Source organism: Streptomyces sp. NPDC031418 (genome assembly GCF_055581605.1).
The window spans coordinates 1-23,112 of the sequence record NZ_JBVIJC010000027.1; the positions used below are offsets into that span (position 1 = coordinate 1).

Here is a 23,112-nt window from a genome sequence, read left to right on the forward strand (position 1 = left end):
GTCCTGGTGTCTTTGTCTTTTGTTTCTTGTTCTGGTTGTTCTTGGGCCCCGCCCTGGCGGGGGGGGGGGGGAGAGAACCGGGGGGGGAAAGGGGAGAAGGGGGGGCACCCCCGTGTCCCCCCGCTTCCGCGTTCGTCCGTACGGCTCTTCGCGCGTCCGTACGACCGGCTACTCCTGTTTCTTGCGGCGGGTGCCGAAGACGATCTCGTCCCAGCTCGGGACGGCGGCGCGGCGCCCGGGGCGGACGCCGTCGGCCTCGGCCTGGCGGTCGGTGGCCCCGATGAGCCGGTCCCGGTGGCTGCCGACCGAGCGGGGCATGAGGACGTCCGCGTAGGCCGAGCCGGCCGAGGCGGCGGGCGCCGGGGGCTCCTCCTCCACCGGTTCGTCGGTGGGCTCCTCGGGGTCCTCCGCGGGGCGTTCCGGCACCACCAGGTCGCCCCGGAAGCTGGGCACGGCCTCCAGCAGGCTGGTCAGCGAGTCGCGTTCGCCCGTGCTCTCCTCGTCGGGCTCGGACGGCTGCGCGGACAGCGCGGGCCGCTCCCGGTCGCTCCGGTCGAGCGCCCGGTCCATCGACCGCTCGCGCGGCAGCCGGGCGATGCGCGGGACGAACGGGAAGCTGGGCTCCGGCACGGCGAGGTCGTCGGACTCGCCGATCAGCGAGCGCGCCTCGTCGTCCACGGCCTGGACGAGCCGCCGGGGCGGGTCGTACGTCCAGCTCGCCGAGTGCGGTTCGCCCGCGACCCGGTAGACGAGGAGCACCTCCCAGGTGCCGTCGTCGCGGCGCCAGGAGTCCCACTGCACGGTGTCCTTCTCGGCGCCGCGCAGCAGCAGCCGCTCCTGCACGGTCTCGCCGAGCGGCGGCCCGGAGTTCTCGCCGGGGCGGCGGACCGGGGTCTTGCGGGCGCGCTCGGCCATGAAGGCGCGCTCGGCCAGCACGGGTCCCTCGAAGCGCCGTACCCGGTCGACGGGGATGCCGGCCAGCTGGGCGACCTCCTCGGCGGTGGCACCCGCGCGTATCCGCGCCTGGATGTCACGGGGCCGGAGATGGCTCTCGACCTCGATCTCGATCTGGCCGAGGCGGGGCCGGTCGCCGCGCACGGCGGCGCGGAGCCGTTCGTCGATCGGAAGCGTGTATTCCGTAGAGTCGGCAGCCTTCAGCACCAGTCGTGTGCCGTCATTCGAGACGGCCACGACACGCAGTTCGGGCATGGGGACCTCCCGGGTGGTGCCTGCCGACGTCACGTGCGTCGCTGCTTCCGCTAGTCGAGTGTGGCCTGCCCGGGTGCAGCCTGCCACAACCTTGCCGAGTTGCCCGGCGTGTCGGGCGCGGGCCCTGAGTCGCCGTTATGGCACGGTTACCTGTTCGCAACGCTCAGTGACCAACTCCGTCACCGTGTGCAACTAGCCCCCTCCCGGCGGTCCTTGCGAGGCCGCGGACACCCTGGTGGGAGACCGGACCCAGGGCTCGCAACAGTACTCCATTCGGACCACGTGCGTGGATTGGCGCGCCGCCCAACTTCTGGCAAGGGTTGCAACTCGGCCCGGCGCAAGCGGTTTTGCGGATCATGAACGTGGCGAACTTCACGCAATCCCCGGAAACGGAACGAATGGCAGGCAAGTTCCGTCCGCTCCCGGGGAGTTCACCGAGGGCACCGTCTACCGGCCCAGCACCCTCCGCAGATAGTCGTTCTGGAACAGCCGGTCCGGGTCGAGGCGGTCCCGCAACGCCGTGAACTCCTCGAAACGCGGATACACCCGGGCGAAGTACTCCGCGTCCCGGGTGTGCAGCTTGCCCCAGTGCGGACGCCCCTCGTACGCGGTGAAGATGCGCTCCGCGGCGGTGAAGTACGCCTGGTACGGCGTGCCCCGGAACATGTGGACGGCGATGTAGGCGCTGTCCCGGCCGGAGGCGGTGGACAGGGTGATGTCGTCGGCCGGCGCGGTGCGCACCTCGACCGGGAAGCTGACCCGCAGCCCCGAGCGGTCGACCATGGCCTTCAATTCGCGCAGCGCGTCAGCCAGGGCCGCGCGCGGGACGGCGTACTCCATCTCCACGAAGCGCACCCGGCGCGGTGAGGTGAAGACCTTGTACGGGATGTCCGTGTACGTCCGCGCGGACAGCGCCCTGCTGGAGATCTGCGCGATGGCCGGGACCGTGGCGGGGGCGGCGTGGCCGACCCACTGGGCCACCTGGAAGACGCCGTTGGAGAGGAACTCGTCCTCGAACCAGCCGGCCAGCCGGCCCACGGGCTGTTCGGGGCCCGCGCTGCGGTTGTTGCGCTTGGTGTTGGTGTTGGCGGTGTGCGGGAACCAGTAGAACTCGAAGTGCTCGTTCTCGGCCCAGAGTTGATCGAACTCGGCGAGCACCCGGTCGAAGGGCATCGGTTCCTCGCGCGCGGTGAGCAGGAAGATCGGCTCCACGGCGAAGGTGATCGCCGTGACGATGCCGAGCGCGCCGAGGCCTGTTCGGGCGGCGGCGAAGACCTCGGGGTTCTCCTTCTCGGAGCAGGTGAGCACCGAGCCGTCCGCGGTGACGAGTTCCAGCCCTTTGATCTGGGCGGCGATGGAGCCGGACTCGCGGCCCGTGCCGTGCGTGCCGGTGCTGGTCGCCCCGGCGACGGTCTGCTCCATGATGTCGCCCATGTTGGTGAGCGACAGCCCCTCGCGCGCCAGGGCCGCATTGAGTCTCTTGAGCGGAGTACCCGCCTCGACCGTGACCGTCATGGACGCACGGTCGATGGTGCGTATTCCGGTCAACAGTTGAGGGCGGATCAACACTCCGTCCGTGGCCGCGATCGAGGTGAAGGAATGGCCGGTCCCCACGGCCTTCACCTTCAGGCCGTCCTCCCGGGCCCGGCGCACGGCCGCCGCCAGGTCCGCCACGGAGGCCGGAGCGACCTGCCGGGCGGGGCGGGCGGTGACATTGCCGCCCCAGTTACGCCAGGTGCCGATCTTCCCGTTCGCTGTGCTGCTCAACGGTGCCTCCCCGCCCCGAGGCCGGCCTGCGCAGCCGGCGGTACCCGAGGAAACCGACCGCGACCGCGGCGGCCCCGGAGACCACCGGAACCCCGTACCCCGCGCGTGCCCCGGCGGCGTCGATGACCGAGCCGGCCACGGAGGAGCCGAGCGCGACACCGACCGCGAGACCGGTGCTCACCCAGGTCATGCCCTCGGTGAGCCGGGCACGAGGTACGTGCTCTTCGATGAGGGACATCGTCGTGATCATCGTCGGCGCGATGGACAGCCCCGCAACGAACAGCGCCACGGCCAGAAGCGGCAGGTTTCCGACCAGTAGGAGGGGGATCATACTCACGGCCATCGCCGCCACGCCCAGCAGCCAGCGGCGTTCCGGTGCCCCGGCGAACCGCAGCAGCCCGAAGACCACCCCGGCCGCACAGGAGCCGGCCGCGTACAGCGCGAGCACCACGCTCGCGGCGCCCTTGTGGCCGCGGTCGTCGGCGAAGGCGACGGTGACGACGTCCACGGACCCGAAGATCGCGCCGGTCGCCACGAAGGTGGCCACCAGCACCTGGAGCCCGGCCGAGCGCAGGGCCGTACCGCCGCCGTGGTGCTCGCGCGGGTGCGGCTCGGGCTCGGTGGCGCGCTGGGCGGTCAGCCAGAAGACGCCGACGGCCAGGAAGCAGGCGGCCAGCAGCGGGCCGGCCTCCGGGAACCAGGCCGTGGACAGCCCGATGGAGATGATCGGGCCGAAGATGAAGCAGACCTCGTCGACGACCGACTCCAGCGAGTACGCGGTGTGCAGTTGGGGCGTGCCCCGGTACAGCGCCGCCCAGCGGGCCCGGATCATCGCGCCCAGGCTCGGCACCGAGCCGATCCCCGCCGCGCAGACGAACAGCACCCAGTCCGGCCACCTCAGATGGGCGGCGAGCAGCAGCCCGGCCGCCGCCGCGAGGGCCACCAGGGTCGCCGGGCGCAGCACCCGGCGCTGACCGTGCCGGTCGACCAGCCGGGAGATCTGCGGGCCGATCGCCGCGGCGGACAGCGCGATGGTGGCCGACAGCGCGCCCGCGAGGCCGTACCGGCCGGTGAGCTGGGAGACCATCGTGACCACGCCGATGCCGGTCATCGACAGCGGCATCCGGCCGAGGAACCCGGCGGCGGAGAAGGCCTTGGTGCCGGGGGCGGCGAACAGGGCGCGGTAAGGGCTGGGCACGTGGTCTCCGAAGCGGCTCGGTAAGGCGCGAATGCGGCGGATACAGCTTACGAGTTAGGTAAACCTAAGTGCACCCTCGAAAGCGAGGGGAAAAAGCGTCATAAACCCGCTGTAGTCCGACTCTTCATCCGGCTGTTTCCCGGCTGTCGGCACCGGGTGGCAGGATCGACACATGCCAGACGCGCTCGATGTCACGCCCTACGACGCCCTGCTCCTGCTCTCCTTCGGCGGCCCCGAAGGCCCGGACGACGTCGTCCCCTTCCTGGAGAACGTCACGCGCGGGCGTGGCATCCCGAAGGAACGCCTGAAGGAAGTCGGGCAGCACTACTTCCTGTTCGGCGGAGTCAGCCCGATCAACGCCCAGAACCGCGCCCTGCTGGACGCCCTGCGCAAGGACTTCGCCGAGCACGGCCTGGACCTTTCCGTCTACTGGGGCAACCGCAACTGGGCGCCGTACCTGACGGACACCCTGCGCGAGATGGTCGCCGACGGCCGCCGCCGCATCCTGGTGCTCGCCACCAGCGCCTACGCCTCCTACTCGGGCTGCCGGCAGTACCGCGAGAACCTCGCGGACGCGCTGGCCGCCCTCGAGGCCGAGGGGCTGGAGCTGCCGAAGATCGACAAGCTGCGGCACTACTTCAACCACCCCGGCTTCGTCGAGCCCATGATCGACGGTGTGCTGCGCTCCCTGGAGGACCTCCCCGCGGACGTCCGCGACGGCGCCCACATCGCCTTCACCACCCACTCCATCCCGACCTCCGCGGCCGACACCTCCGGCCCGGTCGAGGCGCACGGCGAGGGCGGCGCCTACGTCGAGCAGCACCTGGAGGTGGCCCAGCTGATCGCCGACGCCGTCCGCGAGCGCACCGGCGTCGACCACCCCTGGCGGCTCGTCTACCAGTCCCGCTCCGGCGCCCCGCACATCCCGTGGCTGGAGCCCGACATCTGCGACCACCTCGAGGAGCGGCACGCTGCGGGCGTCCCAGCCGTCGTCATGGCCCCCATCGGCTTCGTCTCCGACCACATGGAGGTCCTCTACGACCTCGACACCGAGGCCACGGCCAAGGCCGAGGAACTGGGCCTGCCGGTGCGCCGCTCGGCCACCGTGGGCGCCGACCCCCGGTTCGCCGCCGCCGTCCGCGAACTGATCGCGGAGCGCGCCGCCGTGGAGCGCGGCCAGCACGTCACCCCCTGCGCCCTGGGCGCGCTGGGCGCGAGCCACGACCTGTGCCCGGTCGGCTGCTGCCCGGCCCGCGCCCCGCGCCCGGCCGCCGCCGGTGCCGACAGCCCCTACGCGTGAGGAGACCCGTGACCGACGCCCTGCACCGTGAACTGCTGGAACTGGCCCAGGAGGCCGCCCGCCGCGCCGGCGAGCTGCTGCGCGACGGCCGCCCGGCCGGCCTGGAGGTCGCCAGGACCAAGTCCAGCCCGATCGATGTCGTCACCGAGATGGACATCGCGGCGGAGAAGCTGATCACCGATCTGATCTCCGGCCGCCGCCCCGACGACGGCTTCCTCGGCGAGGAGGGCGCCTCCGCCCCGGGCACGAGCGGCGTCCGCTGGGTGATCGACCCGCTCGACGGCACCGTGAACTACCTCTACGGCCTGCCGACCTGGGCGGTGTCCGTCGCCGCCGAGGTGGACGGCGAGACCGTCGCCGGGGTCGTGGCGGCCCCGATGCGCGGTGAGACGTACCAGGCGGTGCGCGGCGGCGGTGCGTGGGCCACGGGCGCCTGGGAGGGCGAGCGGACCCTCGCCTGCCGTCCCGCGCCCCCGCTGGACCAGGCGCTGGTCTCCACCGGCTTCGGCTACGTCACCGAGGTCCGCGCCCACCAGGCCGAGGTGGCCGCCCGGCTGATCCCGCTGGTGCGGGACATCCGGCGCGGCGGCTCGGCGGCGATCGACCTGTGCGACGTGGCCTGCGGCCGGCTGGACGCGTACTACGAGCGGGGCCTCAACGCGTGGGACTACGCCGCGGGGGACCTGATCGCGCGGGAGGCGGGCGCGCAGACCGGTGGACGGCCCGGAGAGCGGCTTTCGCGCGAGCTGACCGTCGCCGGGTCGCCGGGTGTCTTCGAGCCCCTCCAGCGGCTGCTGGAGGACTTCGGCGCCTGGCACGACTGAGTACGCCAAGGGCCCGACCGGGCCCGGCCGGGCATGCGAAGGGCCCGGCTGAGCGCGTCCGAGCATGCGAAGGGCCCCCGGCGCTGGATTCGCCGGGGGCCCCTCATGCGCTGCCGGGCCGATCAGACGCGTGACGCGCCGACCTCCACACCGTGTTCGGCGGCGAGGCGGCGCAGGTCGTCGAGCTCGGCCTGCTCCACCTCGGCGAGGAAGTCGTCGCCCTCGTCACGAGCCCGCGACAGGTCGGACTCGGTCGCCTTTATGCGCTGCAGAAGTCCTGCGGTGAAAGCGTCCATGCTGCGCCCCCTCGTCCTGGGTCGTGGGTCGGTGGCACGGGGGTGTGCCGTATGGGAAGCGGCGATCACGTCTGACGAGGGTGCCCAGCGCTGCCCTGCTGGGCGGCGACGGTGCCGGACACCCGCGCCCACGCTGCGAAGCGGATCAAGGTACCGCATGGTGTTACGGCACATGCAGAGCGTGATCGCGGGGTGTAAAGCCGTCCTCCCCCCGCTTCACTCCCCGGAAACCTCAACCGGCGGAGAAAGTCCGGGATTCCCGCCCCGGAACGCCGATCCTGCGGTCCACCCACCGCCTTACAGCCGACTTACGGCCGAAAAGGGCAGGATGGAGGTCACATCCCACGAACACCCCTGCCCGCACCCGCCCACGGCGTGCTACGCGGGTGGACATCAGGAAGGAAAGCGACGTGCGCGTACTCGTCGTCGAGGACGAGCAGCTGCTCGCCGATGCGGTGGCCACCGGACTGCGCCGGGAGGCCATGGCCGTCGACGTCGTGTACGACGGTGCGGCCGCCCTGGAGCGCATCGGCGTCAACGACTACGACGTGGTCGTCCTCGACCGCGACCTCCCGCTGGTGCACGGCGACGACGTCTGCCGCAAGATCGTCGAACTGGGCATGCCCACGCGCGTGCTCATGCTCACCGCCTCCGGAGACGTCAGCGACCGCGTCGAGGGCCTGGAGATCGGCGCCGACGACTACCTGCCCAAGCCGTTCGCGTTCAGCGAGCTGATCGCGCGCGTGCGCGCCCTCGGCCGCCGGACCAGCGTGCCCCTGCCGCCGGTCCTGGAGCGCGCCGGCATCAAGCTCGACCCCAACCGCCGCGAGGTCTTCCGCGACGGCAAGGAGGTCCAGCTGGCGCCCAAGGAGTTCGCGGTCCTGGAGGTGCTGATGCGCAGCGAGGGCGCCGTGGTGTCGGCCGAGCAGCTGCTGGAGAAGGCCTGGGACGAGAACACCGACCCGTTCACCAACGTGGTGCGCGTGACGGTCATGACCCTGCGCCGCAAGCTGGGCGAGCCGCCCGTCATCGTCACCGTGCCCGGCTCCGGCTACCGGATCTGATCCGCCGTGGCCACGACACCCGCGCCGCCGCAGGCGCCACCGAAGCCCACCTGGGACCCCAGGCGCCCGCAGCCGCCCTTCCCCTGGCTGCGCCCCACCATCCGCATACGGCTCACGCTGCTGTACGGCGGCATGTTCCTGATCGCCGGCATCCTGCTGCTGTCGATCATCTATCTGCTGGCCGCGCAGGCGATCAGCACCGGCAACCAGCCACTTTTCAAGATCGTCAGCTTCCAGGAGCTGAAGGTCTCCAGCGACAGCTGCCCCGCGATCAACACCACCAGCCTCCCGCTGTCGGACTTCAACGACGCGATCGCCCACTGCGTGGACCAGCAGCGCCAGGCCGCCCTGGACAACCTGCTCAGCCGCTCGCTGCTGGCCCTGCTGGGCCTCGCGGTGATCGCCTTCGCGTTCGGCTACGCGATGGCCGGCCGGGTGCTGTCCCCGCTCGGCCGGATCACCCGCACCGCCCGCCAGGTGGCCGGCTCCGACCTGTCCCGCCGGATCGAGCTGGACGGCCCGGACGACGAGCTGAAGGAGCTGGCGGACACCTTCGACGACATGCTGGAGCGCCTCCAGCGGGCCTTCACGGCCCAGCAGCGCTTCGTCGGCAACGCCTCGCACGAGCTGCGCACCCCGCTGGCGATCAACCGCACGCTGCTGGAGGTGCACCTCTCGGACCCGAACGCGCCGGTGGAGCTCCAGCAGCTCGGCAAGACGCTGCTGGCCACCAATGAGCGCAGCGAACAGCTGGTCGAGGGGTTGCTGCTGCTCGCCCGCAGCGACAACCAGATCGTCGAGCGGGGGCCGGTCGACCTGGCCGAGGTCGCCTCGCAGGCCATCGACCAGGTGCACGCCGAGGCCGAGGCCAAGGGCGTCAGCGTGCGCGGCGAGCGCAAGGCCGCCGTGGTCCAGGGCAACGGCGTCCTGCTGGAGCGGATCGCCCTGAACCTGGTGCAGAACGCCGTGCGGTACAACGTGCCGGAGGACGGATGGGTCGAGGTGAGCACCGAGGTGCGGCACGGGCAGGCGGTGCTGACGGTGTCGAACACCGGCCCGGTGGTGCCGGCGTACGAGATCGACAACCTCTTCGAGCCCTTCAGACGGCTGCGTACGGAGCGCACGGGCAGCGACAAGGGCGTCGGCCTCGGCCTGTCCATCGTCCGCTCGGTGGCCCGCGCGCACGGCGGCCACATCGTGGCGCAGCCACGGGAGGGCGGCGGTCTGGTGATGCGCGTCACCCTGCCGTTGTGATCTACGACCGACACACGCGAAGGATGTTCGCTTCACGCGGAATTTTCCGGGGGCCGAATGGGCTTCACTTTGTGTGATCGATCACATAGGCGGATTTCCAGCCATGTACTGTCCGTGATCATGACACAAGCCGGAAAGCCGGGAAAGTCCTGGTTTTCAGGGCTCTTGATCACGGGAAGTACACGGTGAGGCGCCTTTGAGGTGCGGCATTCGAACCGTGTACGGTCCACAGCGCCATCCAAGCCGATCACTCTTGAGGGGTCGGGTTGGGTGTCGATTGAGTAACAGCCCTTGATGTGAGGCAAAATCTCCGCCTCAGGTCGGGCACAAGTCCGGCCTCTCACGCGTTACGTGCGCTGGAGACACCGCAGACACCCAGAGGGGGAGAGCGATATGGCAACCGATTACGACACTCCACGCAAGACCGACGACGACGTCGACTCGGACAGCCTTGAAGAGCTGAAGGCCCGGAGGAACGACAAGTCCACCTCGTCGGTGGACGTCGACGAGTTCGAGGCCGCCGAAGGCCTCGAGCTGCCCGGCGCCGATCTTTCGAACGAGGAACTGGCAGTCCGTGTGCTGCCGAAGCAGCAGGACGAGTTCACCTGCATGAGCTGCTTCCTGGTACACCACCGCAGCCAGCTCGCCCGCGAGAAGAACGGCCAGCCGATCTGCCGCGACTGCGACTGAGGACGGGTCGGCCATGACTGGCTCGACCCCTCATCGGAAGCGCCGCTTCCCCCGGCGGGGAGCGGACCAACGGCGGGTGCACGGCCCGCACGGTACGCGTGACGACGAGCGGGGCTCATTCGGTACGGGAGCCTCGCTCGGACCGGCGGCCGACCGGGACCAGCCGCCGGAGCCGGAACAGCAGACCGCGCCCGCCGCCCAGCGACGGGTGGCGGTCCTGCGTGGCAAAGCCCTGACGATGGCCCGGGAAGGGGCCCTCAGGGGCCGCAGGCGCGCCCTCGTGGGGGTCGCTCATGTCGCCGACCGGATCATCGACATCGCCCCGCGTGTGCCCGTACGCGACCTCGCGACCCTGCGCCGGCAGTTCCCGGGCCTCGGGCCCGAAGAGCTGGCCGACAAGCTGGTGGCGGGCGCGGCGGCCGGGACCTCCACGATCGGCGCGGGCATCGGAGCGGCGGCGATGCTGCCGGTACCGCCGGCCATGCCGACCGAGCTGGCCGCCGAGATCACCGGGGTCGCGGCGATCGAGCTGAAGCTCATCGCCGAACTGCACGAGGTCTACGGCCTGCGTCCGCCCGGAAACCTCAAGGCCCGCAGCGCCGCGTATCTGTCCTCCTGGTCGGGGGAGCGCGGCATCGAGGTGCTGAAGCCCTCGACCTACGACGCCGCCCTCGGCGGCCGGATGAAACGCGAACTGCGCCAGCAGATCATGAAGCGTGCCCTGCGCGATCTGCCCAACCTGGCGCCGTTCCTGGTGGGAGCCGCGGTCGGCGCGGTCATGAACCGCCGGGACACCCGAAGACTCGCCGCGCGCATCCGCGCCGACCTGCGCAGACACCAGGTGCCGTGGGACCGGCTGGGGGAGCTGCCGGCGCTGGAGAAGCCCGAGAACCCGCTCGAGCTGCGCGACCTGCCCGGCGAGCTCTGAAGGCTCCCGAGGCTCCGGCGGGCGCTGGACGGGCGCTAGACCTGCGCCTTCTTCGCGCTCTCGATCGCCGCCGCCAGCCGCTCCGGCTCACGCGTCGACAGGTACAGGTACGGCGTCGGGTCCTGCGGGTCCGTGACCTCCACGCGCAGGGCCGTCGGGATGTAGGCGCGCAGCAGCAGGAAGGCGCGGGTGTCGGCCTTGTACGTGCGCCAGGCCCGGGCCTCCTCCGCGTCCATGACGTGGGACTCGCCCAGCGCCGACACCGGGATCTTCGCCTCGCCCGCGATCAGCGCGTCACCCACCACCCGGATCCGCATCGAGCCGTACGAGCTGGCGACCACCGCCGCCACGGCCGTACCGCCGACCAGGCCGCCGAGCATCGGCAGGGTGCCGAAGGGGAGCAGGATCAGGGCGAACGAGACACCCACGAGAAAGCTGATCAGCCACCACGAGCGGGGGGCGGTGAGGCGTTCTTCGTAAGGGGTGGCGGAGAGCTGCATGAAGCCAAGCTTGGCACGGCATCCGGACCGGGCCGATGCGCGGGTAAGGTCTGCGGCTGTGAGTGGTAGTTCCGCAAGCCTTCAGCCTCCCGCCGACGCCGTGACACCGGTGCGGCACCCCGACGCGCCCGCGCCCGGCGAACTCCTCGGTGCCCACTACGAACACTGTTTCGGATGCGGCCCCGGGCAGTCGCACGGCCTGCACCTCGAGGCGCGGGCCGGCGAGGGTGTCTCGCTGACCGCCGAGTTCACCGTCCAGCCCGCCCACCAGGGCGCCCCCGGCCTCGCGCACGGCGGGGTGCTGGCCACCGCCCTCGACGAGACCCTCGGCTCGCTGAACTGGCTGCTGCGCACCATCGCCGTGACGGGACGGCTGGAGACGGACTTCGTCCGGCCCGTGCCCGTCGGCACCACGCTCCACCTGGAGGCCGAGATCACCGCCGTCGCCGGGCGGAAGATCTACTCCACCGCGACCGGCCGGCTCGGCGGCCCCGACGGACCGGTCGCCGTCCGCGCCGACGCCCTCTTCATCGAGGTCAAGGTCGACCACTTCATCGACCACGGCCGCACGGAGGAGATCCAGGCCGCCATGAGCGACCCGGACCAGATCCGGCGCGCCCGAGCCTTCGAGGTGAACCCGTGAGCCGTGACCCCCTGGACGTGCTGATCCGGCGCGTCGATCCGGACGTACCGCTTCCGGCCTATGAGCACCCGGGGGACGCCGGAGCGGATCTGCGCACCACCGAGGCGTGCGAGCTGGCGCCCGGCGAGCGGGCCGTGCTGCCCACCGGTGTGTCGATCGCGCTCCCCGAGGGGTACGCGGCCTTCGTGCACCCCCGTTCCGGCCTGGCAGCCCGCTGCGGTGTCGCCCTCGTGAATGCCCCGGGGACGGTTGATGCCGGGTACCGTGGGGAGATCAAGGTGATCGTGGTGAATCTCGACCCGCGCGAGTCCGTGCGGTTCGAGCGCTTCGACCGGATTGCCCAACTGGTCGTCCAGCAGGTCGAGAGGGTCCGCTTCCAGGAGGTCGCGGAGCTTCCCGGCTCGGCGCGGGCCGAGGGGGGCTTCGGGTCCACCGGCGGCCACGCCGCGGTGGGCGGCGAGAGCGGCACAAACGGTCAGGCCGCCATGGGCGGCCCGACGGGTGGGAATCGATACGCTTCGGTCGTATCCGACCGGGAAGGACAGTGACGTGTTCGGACGTCGCAAGAAGAAGGGTGCCGCCGAGGACGCGGCCGGCGAGGCCGAGCAGGTCGTCGACAACGTCGACACCGAGGCGGACGAAGAGGAGGCCGAGCGCGAGCGCGTCCGGCTGGAACCCGGGCCCCGGCCCGACGGCCCCTGGGACAGCGAGGAGGTGCGCGACCCGGCCGAGGGCCGCGTGGACCTCGGCGGTCTGTTCGTACCCGGCGTCGACGGCATGGAGCTGCGGGTCGAGGTCGCCGGTGACGCGATCGTCGCCGCGACCGTCGTCCTGAGGGACAGCGCGATCCAGCTCCAGGCCTTCGCCGCGCCCAAGCGGGAGGGCATCTGGGGCGAGGTCCGCGAGGAGATCGCGTCCGGCATCACCCAGCAGGGTGGCATCGTCGACGAGGTCGAGGGCCCGCTGGGCTGGGAGCTGCGGGCACAGGTGCCGGTGCAGCTGCCGGACGGCACGGGTGGCTTCCAGGTCGTGCGGTTCGTCGGCGTGGACGGTCCGCGGTGGTTCCTGCGCGGTGTGATCTCCGGGCAGGGAGCCGTGCAGCCGCAGGCCGCCGGGCTGCTGGAGCAGATCTTCCGGGACACCGTCGTGGTCCGCGGCGAGGGGCCGATGGCGCCTCGCGACCCGATCGTCCTCAAGCTGCCGAACGACGCGCAGATGGTCCCCGAGGGGGTCCAGCAGGAGGAGTCCTCGCGCTTCTCGGGCGGCATGGGGCAGTTGCAGCGGGGCCCCGAGATCACGGAAGTCCGTTAGCGGACGGGTTCACGGGCCGTGCCCTCTTCGGGTGCGGCCCGTTCGTGCGACACGGCCCCCAGCCGCGGGGCCCGCGGCCGTCAGGGTTGCGTCAAAGTGTGCCCTTGGGCAGGCGCTCGTCCCTTGTGTCCGCATCGTTGGCCGTAAGGTCGACGCTGCGTGGGCAAGAGTGACGGGAAGACAATAAGAGCATGGCGCGCGGCAAGCTTCGGATCTATCTCGGTGCCGCACCGGGCGTGGGCAAGACGTACGCCATGGTGTCCGAGGCGCATCGGAGGGTGGAGCGGGGGACCGACTGCGTCGTCGCCTTCGTCGAGCACCACGGCCGGGCGCGGACCGAGGCGCTGCTGCACGGCCTGGAGCAGGTGCCGCGCAGGGAGATCGAGTACCGGGGCGGCGTCTTCACCGAGATGGACGTCGACGCCGTACTGCGCCGGGCCCCCGCGGTCGCGCTCGTGGACGAGCTGGCCCACACCAACGTCCCCGGCTCCCGGAACGCCAAGCGCTGGCAGGACGTCGAGGAGCTGCTGGCGGCCGGGATCGATGTGGTCTCGACGGTCAACATCCAGCACCTGGAGTCACTCGGTGATGTGGTGGAGTCCATCACCGGGGTGCGGCAGCAGGAGACGGTGCCGGACGAGGTCGTGCGCCGGGCCGACCAGATCGAGCTGGTCGACATGTCCCCGCAGGCGCTGCGCCGCCGGATGGCGCACGGCAACATCTACCAGCCGGACAAGGTCGACGCGGCGCTGTCCAACTACTTCCGGCCGGGCAATCTCACCGCGCTGCGCGAGCTGGCGCTGCTGTGGGTGGCCGACCGGGTCGACGAGTACCTGAACCAGTACCGCAGCGAGCACCGGGTCTCCACGATCTGGGGGTCGCGGGAGCGGATCGTCGTGGGGCTCACCGGCGGGCCGGAGGGCCGTACGCTCATCCGGCGTGCCGCGCGGCTGGCCGAGAAGGGCGCCGGCGGCGAGGTGCTGGCGGTGTACATCTCGCGCAGCGACGGGCTGACCTCGGCCTCCCCGAAGGAGCTGGCCGTCCAGCGGACCCTGGTGGAGGACCTGGGCGGTACGTTCCACCAGGTGGTCGGCGACGACATCCCGGCCGCGCTGCTGGACTTCGCACGGGGCGTCAACGCCACCCAGATAGTGCTCGGCTCCTCGCGCCGCAAGAGCTGGCAGTACGTCTTCGGGCCGGGCGTGGGTACCACGGTCGCCCGGGACTCCGGGCCCGACCTCGACGTGCACATCGTCACCCACGAAGAGGTCGCCAAGGGCCGCGGACTGCCCGTCTCCCGGGGCGCCCGGCTCGGGCGGGCCCGGATCATCGCGGGCTGGCTGACGGCGCTGGCCGGCCCGGCGGTGCTCGCGCTGCTGCTGAGCGCGACCGACCTCGGCCTCGCCAACGACATGCTGCTGTTCCTGGCCGTGACGGTCGCCGCCGCCCTGATCGGCGGCCTGCTGCCCGCCCTGGCCTCGGTGGCCTTCGGGTCCCTGCTGCTGAACTACTTCTACACCCCGCCCCTGCACCGGTGGACCATCGCCGACCCCAAGAACATCGTCGCCATCGCGATCTTCTTCGGCGTCGCCGTCTCGGTGGCCTCGGTGGTGGACCTGGCGGCCCGGCGCACCCACCAGGCCGCCCGGCTGCGCGCCGAGTCGGAGATCCTCTCCTTCCTCGCCGGCAACGTGCTGCGCGGCGAGACCAGCCTGGAGGAACTGCTGGAGCGGGTCCGGGAGACCTTCGGCATGGAGTCGGCGGCCCTGCTGGAACGCGCGGGCGACCTGGAGCCCTGGACCTGCGCCGCGCGGGCCGGCTTCGGGCCGCAGCTGGACCGGCCCGAGCAGGCCGACGTCGACGTGCCCGTCGGTGACCACCTGGCCCTCGCGCTCACCGGCCGGGTGCTGCCCGCAGAGGACCGCCGGGTGCTCGCCGCCTTCGCCGCGCAGGCCGCCGTCACGCTGGACCGCAGGCGGCTGAAGGAGGAGGCCGACCAGGCCCGCGCCCTCGCCGAGGGCAACCGCATCCGCACCGCCCTGCTGGCCGCCGTCAGCCACGACCTGCGCACGCCCCTGGCCGGGATCAAGGCGGCCGTGTCGAGTCTGCGCTCGGCCGACGTGGAGTGGTCCGAGGAGGACCGGGCCGAGCTGCTGGAGGGCATCGAGGAGGGCGCCGACCGGCTCGACCACCTCGTCGGCAACCTGCTGGACATGTCCCGGCTCCAGACCGGGACGGTCAACCCGCTGATCCGCGAGACCGACGTCGACGAGGTCGTGCCGATGGCGCTCGGCGGGGTGCCCGACGACAGCGTCGATCTGGACGTGCCCGAGACCCTGCCGATGATCGAGGCCGACCCCGGACTGCTGGAGCGGTCGGTGGCCAACCTGGTCGAGAACGCCGTCAAGTACAGCCCGCCCGGACGGCCCGTACTGGTCTCGGCGAGCGCCATGGCCGACCGGGTCGAGGTGCGCGTGGTGGACCGCGGGCCCGGCGTCCCCGACGAGGCCAAGGACCGCATCTTCGCGCCCTTCCAGCGGTACGGCGACGCCCCGCGCGGCGCCGGCGTCGGGCTCGGTCTCGCGGTCGCCCGGGGCTTCGCCGAGGCCATGGGCGGCACCCTCGAGGCCGAGGACACGCCGGGCGGCGGGCTCACCATGGTGCTCAGCCTGCGCGCGGCGGGAGCGGCCCCGGACCCCCTCCACGCAGCGGAGGACACCGCAGAACCAGAAAGGCAGACCCTATGACGACCCGGGTGCTCGTGGTCGACGACGAGCCGCAGATCGTGCGCGCCCTCGTGATCAACCTCAAGGCGCGCAAGTACGAGGTCGACGCCGCGCCCGACGGCCGTACCGCCCTCGAACTGGCCGCCTCCCGCCACCCCGACGTGATCGTGCTCGACCTCGGCCTGCCCGACATGGACGGGGTCGAGGTGATCCGGGGGCTGCGCGGCTGGACCCGGGTACCGATCCTCGTGCTGTCCGCCCGGCACTCCTCCGACGAGAAGGTCGAGGCGCTGGACGCGGGCGCCGACGACTACGTCACCAAGCCCTTCGGCATGGACGAGCTGCTGGCCCGGCTGCGCGCCGCGGTGCGCCGGGCCGAGCCGGTCGGGGCGGGCGAGGACGAGCTGACGACCGTGGAGACCGAGGGGTTCACCGTGGACCTCGCCGCCAAGAAGGTCAACCGGGCCGGCAAGGACGTCCGGCTCACCCCGACCGAGTGGCATCTGCTGGAGGTGCTGGTCCGCAACACCGGCCGCCTGGTCGGCCAGAAGCAGCTGCTCCAGGAGGTGTGGGGGCCGTCGTACGGGACGGAGACCAACTACCTGCGCGTGTACATGGCCCAGCTGCGCCGCAAGCTGGAGGCGGACCCCTCGCACCCGAAGCACTTCATCACCGAGCCGGGGATGGGATACCGGTTCGAGAGGTGAGCCCGGCGGTGAAGTGAGCTCGGCTACGGCGGTGTCGGCGGGCCCCGGTACGCTTCAGGTATGGGTGCTGTTCCTCGTTCCGCCAAGCCGGCCGGCCGGATCCGGCGCATGCTCGACCGGCTTTCCTCGTCACAGGAGGACCTGGAGTCCGAGGAGCTGCGTGAGGACGCCGAGACGGCGGGCTGTACGAAGATCGGCGACTGCCAGGACCGGCAGATCGTCACCGTAACTGGTACCTTGCGCACGGTCACCCTGCGTCCCCGCGCCGGAGTCCCGGCCCTGGAGGCCGAGCTGTTCGACGGCTCCGCGGCGCTGGACGTGGTGTGGCTCGGCAGGCGCTCCATCGTGGGTATCGAACCGGGGCGCCGGCTGATCGCATCGGGCCGGATCTCCATGAGCCGGGGCCGCCGGGTGCTGTTCAACCCGAAGTACGAACTGCGACCCCTCGGACGGGAGTAGCCGGTGACGTCCCTCGACAAGCCGACCCAGGACACCGACCAGACCCCGCCGGACGACGCCCGCGCGGTCACCGAAGCGGCGCTCTTCGAGGCGTTCGGCGGTGTCCGGGGCATGGTCGAGACCGTCGTCCCGGGGCTGCTCTTCGTCGCCATCTACACGGTCAACAAGGACCTGCACATCTCGGCGATCGCCGCGCTCGCGGTGTCCCTGGTGCTGGTCGTGGTCCGGCTGGTGATGAAGGACACCGTCAAGCACGCCTTCAGCGGGGTGTTCGGCGTGGTCTTCGGCGTGGTGTTCGCGATGTTCACCGGCAACGCCAAGGACTTCTATCTGCCCGGCATGCTCTACACGCTGGGGCTGGCGGTCGCGTACATCGTCACGACCCTCGCCGGGGTGCCGCTGATCGGGCTCATCCTCGGCCCGGTCTTCAAGGAGAACCTCTCCTGGCGGACCCGGAACCCGGGCCGCAAGAAGGCCTATGCGAAGGCCAGCTGGGCCTGGGGTCTGATCCTGCTCGCCAAGTGCGCGATCCTCTTCCCGCTGTACTGGTGGTCCGACACCACCAAGCTGGGCTGGGTCCTGGTCGCCCTGAAGATCCCGCCGTTCCTGCTGGCCGTCTGGCTGACCTGGGTCTTCCTGGCGAAGGCGCCCGCGCCGATCGACGTGTTCGCGGAGCTGGAGGCGGAGGAGAAGGCCGCGGAACAGGCCCGCCACCAGGGCTGACCGCCTGCCGGGGATGCCATCCGGGGACCCCGGCTCCGTGGACGTCCCGGATCGGTTCCCGTGGTCGGTTCTCGGCTTCCAGCCCCGCACCGTAGTCCCCGTGCCCCCGTCACCCAGCCCCGACCGTCCGTCTCCGGGCCGACCGGGTCGGGAGACGGACAGCGGGCGGTGTCTGTGTCAGCCTTCCTCGCGCCGTACCGACAGCAGCTGCTCCAGCTGCTCCTCGCGGGCCTGGGCGGCCACGAAGAGCAGTTCGTCGCCCGGTTCCAGGGAGTCGTCCTTGGACGGGGTGAGCACCCGGGTGCCGCGGATGATGGTGACCAGGGAGGTGTCCTCCGGCCACTCGACGGCGCCGACCTGTGTGCCGGCCAGCGCCGACTCCTCGGGCAGGGTCAGCTCGACCAGGTTGGCGTCGCCGTGGCTGAAGCGGAGCAGACGGACCAGGTCACCGACCGAGACCGCTTCCTCGACCAGGGCGGACATCAGGCGCGGGGTGGAGACGGCGACGTCCACGCCCCAGGACTCGTTGAACAGCCACTCGTTCTTGGGGTTGTTCACGCGGGCCACGACGCGCGGAACGCCGTACTCGGTCTTGGCGAGCAGCGAGACGACCAGGTTGACCTTGTCGTCGCCGGTCGCGGCGATGACGACGTTGCAGCGCTGGAGCGCCGCCTCGTCCAGGGAGGTGATCTCACAGGCGTCGGCCAGCAGCCACTCCGCCTGCGGCACCCGCTCCACCGAGATGGCGGTCGGGGCCTTGTCGATCAGCAGGACCTCGTGGCCGTTCTCCAGCAGCTCGCCCGCGATCGAGCGGCCGACGGCACCGGCTCCGGCAATGGCGACCCTCATCAGTGACCGCTCTCCTCTTCCGGGCCCTGGGCGAACGCCGCCTCGACTTTCTCGACGTCGTCCGACCGCATCATCACATGCACGAGGTCACCCTCCTGCAACACCGTCTGCGAGGTCGGCAGGACCGCTTCGCCGAGGCGGGTCAGGAACGCCACGCGGACGCCCGTCTCCTCCTGCAACTTGCTGATCTTGTGGCCCACCCACTTCGCGGAGGCGTGCACCTCGGCGAGCTGCACCCCGCCGGTGGGGTCGCGCCACAGCGGCTCGGCCCCGGAGGGCAGCAGCCGGCGCAGCATCTGGTCGGCGGTCCAGCGGACCGTGGCCACCGTGGGGATGCCCAGCCGCTGGTAGACCTCGGCGCGCCGCGGGTCGTAGATGCGGGCGGCCACGTTCTCCACACCGAACATCTCGCGGGCCACGCGCGCGGAGATGATGTTGGAGTTGTCACCGCTGGAGACGGCCGCGAAGGCGTCGGCCTCCTCGATGCCCGCCTCGCGAAGGGTGTCCTGGTCGAAGCCGACACCCGTGACACGGCGGCCCCCGAAGCCCGGGCCCAGACGGCGGAAGGCGGTCGGGTCCTGGTCGATCACGGCGACCGTATGGCCCTGTTGCTCCAGGGTCTGGGCGAGAGCGGAACCCACTCTCCCGCAGCCCATGATGACGATGTGCACGACCGTCCTTCCGGTGTCAAGAGATTCTCGAAGGATTATTGACTTGGCCTTAACAGGTTCTCAGACCGCGGCCCAAGCTACACACGCACCGTCCCGGAGGGGCACCCCCTATCGCGGTCCAGGTGCTGGAGGAGGGCGGCGGCGCGTGATGCTGCGCACGCTGCACAGGGTGAGGATTCCGAGGCCGACGAGGCCGAGAGTGGCCCCGATCAGCTCTGCGGGCGCGGGCATGGCACCTCCGAGGTGCGAAGATGTGCGGGTTTGACATCTAGGCACGACGGGCACGATCACCACGGAATCCGCAGGTCCGCGCACCCTCGAGTTCACTCGTGAGGCAGATTCCCCCCACCGGGTGGGCGGGTGCCAGTTCGAAGGCTTACGATCCTCTCTCGTGTCCAAACTGACCGACGTGCCCAAACGGATCCTGATCGGGCGCGCACTGCGCAGTGACCGGCTGGGAGAAACCCTCCTGCCGAAGCGCATCGCACTCCCCGTCTTCGCCTCCGACCCGCTGTCCTCCGTGGCCTACGCACCGGGGGAGGTCCTCCTGGTCCTGTCCATCGCGGGCGTGTCGGCGTACCACTTCAGCCCCTGGATCGCCGTCGCGGTCGTGGTGCTGATGTTCACCGTGGTCGCCTCCTACCGGCAGAACGTCCACGCCTACCCGAGCGGCGGCGGTGACTACGAGGTCGCCACCACCAACCTGGGCCCCAAGGCCGGTCTGACCGTCGCCAGCGCCCTGCTCGTGGACTACGTGCTGACCGTCGCCGTCTCCATCGCCTCCGGCATCGAGAACCTCGGCTCCGCGATCCCCTTCGTCGTCCAGCACAAGGTGCTGTGCGCCGTCGTCGTGATCCTGCTGCTCACACTGATGAACCTGCGCGGTGTGAAGGAGTCCGGCAAGCTCTTCGCCATCCCGACGTATGTGTTCGTCGGCGGGGTCTTCGTCATGATCGCGTGGGGTGCCGTCCGGGGGCTGGTCCTCGGCGACACCATGCGCGCCCCCACCGCCGACTACCACATCAGGGCCGAGCACCAGGGCCTGGCGGGCTTCGCCCTCGTCTTCCTGCTGCTGCGCGCGTTCTCCTCCGGCTGTGCCGCGCTCACCGGTGTCGAGGCGATCTCCAACGGCGTCCCGGCCTTCCGCAAGCCCAAGTCGAAGAACGCGGCGACCACGCTCGCCATGATGGGCCTGCTGGCCGTCACCATGTTCTGCGGCATCATCGCCCTGGCCATGTCGACCAATGTCCGGATGGCCGAGAACCCGGCCACCGACCTGATCCACAACGGTCACCCGATCGGCTCGGGCTATGTCCAGAACCCGGTGATCTCCCAGGTCGCCGAGGCCGTCTTCGGCAAGGGCAGCTTCCTGTTCATCGTCCTCGCGGCCGCCACCGCCCTGGTGCTGTTCCTGGCCGCGAACACGGCGTACAACGGCTTCCCGCTGCTCGGCTCGATCCTCGCCCAGGACCGCTACCTGCCGCGCCAGCTGCACACCCGCGGCGACCGTCTCGCCTTCTCCAACGGCATCGTGCTGCTGGCCGGCGCCGCGGCGCTGCTGACGGTCATCTACGGCGCCGACTCCACGCGTCTGATCCAGCTGTACATCGTCGGCGTGTTCGTGTCCTTCACGCTCAGCCAGACCGGCATGGTCCGGCACTGGAACCGGCACCTGGCGACCGAGCAGGACCCTGCGGCGCGCCGCCACATGGTGCGCTCCCGCGCGATCAACGCGTTCGGCGCCTTCTTCACCGGCCTGGTGCTCGTCGTCGTCCTGGTCACCAAGTTCACGCACGGCGCGTGGGTGGCCCTGCTCGGCATGTGCATCTTCTACGCGACCATGACCGCGATCCGGAAGCACTACGACCGCGTCGCCGAGGAGATCGCCGCCCCCGAGGGCCCGAGCGACGACAGCGTGCGGCCCTCCCGGGTCCACTCGGTGGTCCTGATCTCCAAGATCCACCGGCCCACCCTGCGCGCCCTGGCCTACGCCAAGCTGATGCGCTCGGACACCCTGGAGGCGCTGACCGTCGGCGTCGACCCGGGCGAGACCAAGGCGCTGCGCGAGGAGTGGGAGCGGCGCGGCATCGACGTACCGCTGAAGGTCCTGGACTCGCCGTACCGCGAGGTCACCCGCCCGGTGATCGAGTACGTCAAGAGCCTGCGCGCGGAGTCCCCGCGCGACGCGGTGTCGGTGATCATCCCCGAGTACGTGGTCGGCCACTGGTACGAGCATCTGCTGCACAACCAGAGCGCCCTGCGGCTGAAGGGCCGGCTGCTGTTCACCCCCGGTGTGATGGTCACCTCCGTGCCCTACCAGCTGGCCTCCTCCGAGGCGGCCAAGATGCGCGCCCGCAAGCGGCAGGAGTGGAGCGCCCCGGGTGCGGTCCGCCGTGGCCCGGCGACGGAGCATCCGAAGGAGCCGGCGACGAAGAGCGAGTGACGGTGCGGGGAGGCCGTAGACTGGTGGGCTGTTGTCCGGCCCACCGGTGTGCGGCCGTCTCCGTTTTCCGCGTCCGCTTTCCCGTTTCTTTGATCTGGAGTCACCCCGCCATGCAGGCAGAACCGACGAAGTCTCTGGTGGGCGAGGAGTACGAGGTCGAGGTCGGCCCCGTCGCCCACGGCGGCCACTGCATCGCCCGTACGTCCGAGGGCCAGGTGCTGTTCGTCCGGCACGCGCTGCCCGGTGAGCGGGTGGTGGCCCGGGTGACCGAGGGCGAGCAGGGCGCCCGTTTCCTGCGCGCGGACGCCGTGCGGATCCTGGAGGCGTCCAAGGACCGGGTCGAGGCGCCCTGCCCCTTCGCCGGTCCCGGCCGCTGCGGCGGCTGCGACTGGCAGCACGCCAAGCCGGGCGCCCAGCGCCGGCTGAAGGGCGAGGTGATCGCCGAGCAGCTGCGCCGGCTCGCCGGTCTCACCCCCGAGGAGGCGGGCTGGGACGGCACGGTGATGCCGGCCGAGGGCGACAAGCTGCCGGCCGGACAGGTGCCGCAGTGGCGCACCCGGGTCCAGTACGCCGTCGACGCCGAGGGCCACGCGGGCCTGCGCCGGCACCGCTCGCACGAGGTCGAGCGCATCGACCACTGCATGATCGCCGCGGAGGGCGTCAGCGAGCTGGGCATCGAGAAGCGGGACTGGGCCGGCATGGAGTCGGTCGAGGCGATCGCGGCCAGCGGTTCCCAGGACCGCCAGGTGATCCTCACCCCGCGCCCCGGCGCCCGGCTCCCGCTGGTCGAGCTGGACAAGCCGGTCTCGGTGCTGCGGGTGGACGAGAAGTCCGGCGGGGTGCACCGGGTGCACGGCCGTCCGTTCGTCCGTGAGCGCGCGGACGGCCGTACCCACCGGGTCGGCGCCGGCGGCTTCTGGCAGGTCCACCCGAAGGCCGCGGACACCCTGGTGACCGCGGTCATGCAGGGGCTGCTGCCCCGCAAGGGCGAGACCGCCCTCGACCTCTACTGCGGCGTCGGCCTCTTCGCGGGCGCGCTCGCCGACCGCCTCGGCGAGAAGGGCGCGGTCCTCGGGATCGAGTCCGGCAAGCGGGCGGTGGAGGACGCGCGGCACAACCTGGCCGACTTCCCGCGGGTCCGCATCGAGCAGGGCAAGGTCGAGTCGGTCCTGCCGCGCACGGGCATCACGGAGGTCGACCTGATCGTCCTGGACCCGCCCCGCGCCGGAGCGGGCCGCAGCACGGTCGCCTACCTCTCCTCCCTGGGCGCCCGCCGCATCGCCTACGTCGCCTGCGACCCCGCTGCGCTCGCCCGCGACCTGGCCTACTTCCGCGAGGGCGGATACCGGGTGCGGACGCTGCGGGCGTTCGATCTGTTCCCGATGACGCATCATGTGGAGTGCGTCGCGATCCTTGAGCCTGCGGAGAAGGGGCTCTGACCTCTGGCTATACGGCGACACGTCTCGGCTTGACGTGTGCTGAGAAGGAGCCGTCCTACCGGAGCCGGAGGGTGAGGCGGCGACTGAGGCGGCGGTCGAGCGACTCGGCGG

Annotated in this window: 22 protein-coding genes; 15 read left to right on the forward strand and 7 right to left on the reverse strand. The window is 71.3% G+C overall.

The genetic code is table 11. The features are described from left to right. Positions 1–168: 168 nt before the first annotated feature. The 3 genes from sepH to ACZ5CZ_RS32105 form a co-directional block, all read right to left on the reverse strand. The gene (sepH, locus tag ACZ5CZ_RS32095; protein WP_468947855.1) at positions 169–1,209 is read right to left on the reverse strand and encodes a septation protein SepH; all 1,041 of its coding nucleotides are present in this window, start codon (positions 1,207–1,209) and stop codon (positions 169–171) included. 447 nt (positions 1,210–1,656) lie between these two features. Next, positions 1,657–2,976, reverse strand: a complete 1,320-nt coding sequence (locus ACZ5CZ_RS32100) for a D-arabinono-1,4-lactone oxidase (RefSeq protein WP_468947856.1) — start codon at positions 2,974–2,976, stop codon at positions 1,657–1,659. Further along, entirely contained in the window at positions 2,936–4,174 is a 1,239-nt protein-coding gene (locus ACZ5CZ_RS32105; RefSeq protein WP_468947858.1) for an MFS transporter, read from the reverse strand. The genes ACZ5CZ_RS32100 and ACZ5CZ_RS32105 overlap by 41 nt, the downstream gene beginning before the upstream one ends. Positions 4,175–4,346: 172 nt before the next feature. On the opposite strand from ACZ5CZ_RS32105, the gene ACZ5CZ_RS32110 reads away from it, so the two are divergent. Then, positions 4,347–5,474: a ferrochelatase gene (locus ACZ5CZ_RS32110; protein ID WP_468947860.1), complete on the forward strand. Its 1,128-nt coding sequence runs from the start codon at positions 4,347–4,349 to the stop codon at positions 5,472–5,474. Positions 5,475–5,482: 8 nt separating this feature from the next. Then, positions 5,483–6,298 (forward strand): inositol monophosphatase family protein, encoded by an 816-nt coding sequence (locus ACZ5CZ_RS32115; RefSeq protein ID WP_385840458.1) that lies wholly within the window; start codon positions 5,483–5,485, stop codon positions 6,296–6,298. Between the two features lie 122 nt (positions 6,299–6,420). Here ACZ5CZ_RS32115 and ACZ5CZ_RS32120 read toward each other — a convergent pair whose 3' ends face one another. Beyond that, positions 6,421–6,594, reverse strand: a complete 174-nt coding sequence (locus ACZ5CZ_RS32120) for a hypothetical protein (RefSeq protein WP_173456694.1) — start codon at positions 6,592–6,594, stop codon at positions 6,421–6,423. A 410-nt stretch (positions 6,595–7,004) separates the two neighbouring features. Between ACZ5CZ_RS32120 and ACZ5CZ_RS32125 the strand changes: the two genes are divergently transcribed. From ACZ5CZ_RS32125 to ACZ5CZ_RS32140, 4 genes are all read left to right on the forward strand, one after another. Further along, entirely contained in the window at positions 7,005–7,658 is a 654-nt protein-coding gene (locus ACZ5CZ_RS32125) for a response regulator transcription factor (RefSeq protein WP_003993508.1), read from the forward strand. 6 nt (positions 7,659–7,664) lie between these two features. After that, positions 7,665–8,912, forward strand: coding sequence for a sensor histidine kinase (locus tag ACZ5CZ_RS32130; protein WP_385840459.1), 1,248 nt, complete (start codon positions 7,665–7,667; stop codon positions 8,910–8,912). Between the two features lie 393 nt (positions 8,913–9,305). Then, on the forward strand, positions 9,306–9,602 hold the full coding sequence (locus ACZ5CZ_RS32135; protein ID WP_003997302.1) for a DUF4193 domain-containing protein: 297 nt from the start codon (positions 9,306–9,308) through the stop codon (positions 9,600–9,602). A 13-nt stretch (positions 9,603–9,615) separates the two neighbouring features. Then, positions 9,616–10,530, forward strand: a complete 915-nt coding sequence (locus ACZ5CZ_RS32140; RefSeq protein WP_468947861.1) for a hypothetical protein — start codon at positions 9,616–9,618, stop codon at positions 10,528–10,530. 35 nt (positions 10,531–10,565) lie between these two features. Here the strand turns inward: ACZ5CZ_RS32140 and ACZ5CZ_RS32145 are convergent, their stop codons facing one another. Continuing rightward, on the reverse strand, positions 10,566–11,030 hold the full coding sequence (locus ACZ5CZ_RS32145; RefSeq protein ID WP_385840461.1) for a DUF3093 domain-containing protein: 465 nt from the start codon (positions 11,028–11,030) through the stop codon (positions 10,566–10,568). Positions 11,031–11,088: 58 nt separating this feature from the next. Between ACZ5CZ_RS32145 and ACZ5CZ_RS32150 the strand changes: the two genes are divergently transcribed. The 7 genes from ACZ5CZ_RS32150 to ACZ5CZ_RS32180 all read left to right on the forward strand — a co-directional run bounded on the left by ACZ5CZ_RS32150 (position 11,089) and on the right by ACZ5CZ_RS32180 (position 17,599). Beyond that, the gene (locus ACZ5CZ_RS32150) at positions 11,089–11,673 is read left to right on the forward strand and encodes a PaaI family thioesterase (RefSeq protein WP_468947863.1); all 585 of its coding nucleotides are present in this window, start codon (positions 11,089–11,091) and stop codon (positions 11,671–11,673) included. Continuing rightward, complete coding sequence (gene dut, locus ACZ5CZ_RS32155; protein WP_385840463.1) at positions 11,670–12,221, forward strand: dUTP diphosphatase; 552 nt, start codon at positions 11,670–11,672, stop codon at positions 12,219–12,221. The genes ACZ5CZ_RS32150 and dut overlap by 4 nt, the downstream gene beginning before the upstream one ends. Position 12,222: 1 nt before the next feature. After that, positions 12,223–12,984 carry a DUF3710 domain-containing protein gene (locus tag ACZ5CZ_RS32160; protein ID WP_385840464.1) on the forward strand — a complete coding sequence of 254 codons (762 nt, stop codon included), beginning with the start codon at positions 12,223–12,225 and terminating at the stop codon, positions 12,982–12,984. A gap of 191 nt (positions 12,985–13,175) precedes the next feature. Continuing rightward, the gene (locus ACZ5CZ_RS32165) at positions 13,176–15,731 is read left to right on the forward strand and encodes an ATP-binding protein (protein ID WP_468947865.1); all 2,556 of its coding nucleotides are present in this window, start codon (positions 13,176–13,178) and stop codon (positions 15,729–15,731) included. Continuing rightward, entirely contained in the window at positions 15,728–16,417 is a 690-nt protein-coding gene (locus tag ACZ5CZ_RS32170) for a response regulator (RefSeq protein WP_385840466.1), read from the forward strand. Before ACZ5CZ_RS32165 ends, ACZ5CZ_RS32170 begins: the two co-directional genes overlap by 4 nt. Positions 16,418–16,477: 60 nt before the next feature. Beyond that, positions 16,478–16,876 (forward strand): OB-fold nucleic acid binding domain-containing protein, encoded by a 399-nt coding sequence (locus ACZ5CZ_RS32175; RefSeq protein WP_450789548.1) that lies wholly within the window; start codon positions 16,478–16,480, stop codon positions 16,874–16,876. A gap of 3 nt (positions 16,877–16,879) precedes the next feature. Then, on the forward strand, positions 16,880–17,599 hold the full coding sequence (locus tag ACZ5CZ_RS32180; protein WP_385840468.1) for a DUF3159 domain-containing protein: 720 nt from the start codon (positions 16,880–16,882) through the stop codon (positions 17,597–17,599). Between the two features lie 177 nt (positions 17,600–17,776). Here ACZ5CZ_RS32180 and ACZ5CZ_RS32185 read toward each other — a convergent pair whose 3' ends face one another. After that, a complete protein-coding gene (locus ACZ5CZ_RS32185; RefSeq protein ID WP_385840469.1) occupies positions 17,777–18,448 on the reverse strand; it encodes a potassium channel family protein in 672 nt (223 codons plus the stop codon). Continuing rightward, complete coding sequence (locus ACZ5CZ_RS32190; RefSeq protein ID WP_385840470.1) at positions 18,448–19,119, reverse strand: potassium channel family protein; 672 nt, start codon at positions 19,117–19,119, stop codon at positions 18,448–18,450. Before ACZ5CZ_RS32190 ends, ACZ5CZ_RS32185 begins: the two co-directional genes overlap by 1 nt. A 391-nt stretch (positions 19,120–19,510) precedes the next feature. Between ACZ5CZ_RS32190 and ACZ5CZ_RS32195 the strand changes: the two genes are divergently transcribed. Continuing rightward, positions 19,511–21,562 carry an APC family permease gene (locus ACZ5CZ_RS32195; protein ID WP_385840471.1) on the forward strand — a complete coding sequence of 684 codons (2,052 nt, stop codon included), beginning with the start codon at positions 19,511–19,513 and terminating at the stop codon, positions 21,560–21,562. A gap of 110 nt (positions 21,563–21,672) precedes the next feature. Further along, positions 21,673–23,001, forward strand: coding sequence for a class I SAM-dependent RNA methyltransferase (locus tag ACZ5CZ_RS32200; RefSeq protein WP_468947868.1), 1,329 nt, complete (start codon positions 21,673–21,675; stop codon positions 22,999–23,001). Positions 23,002–23,112: the final 111 nt, after the last annotated feature.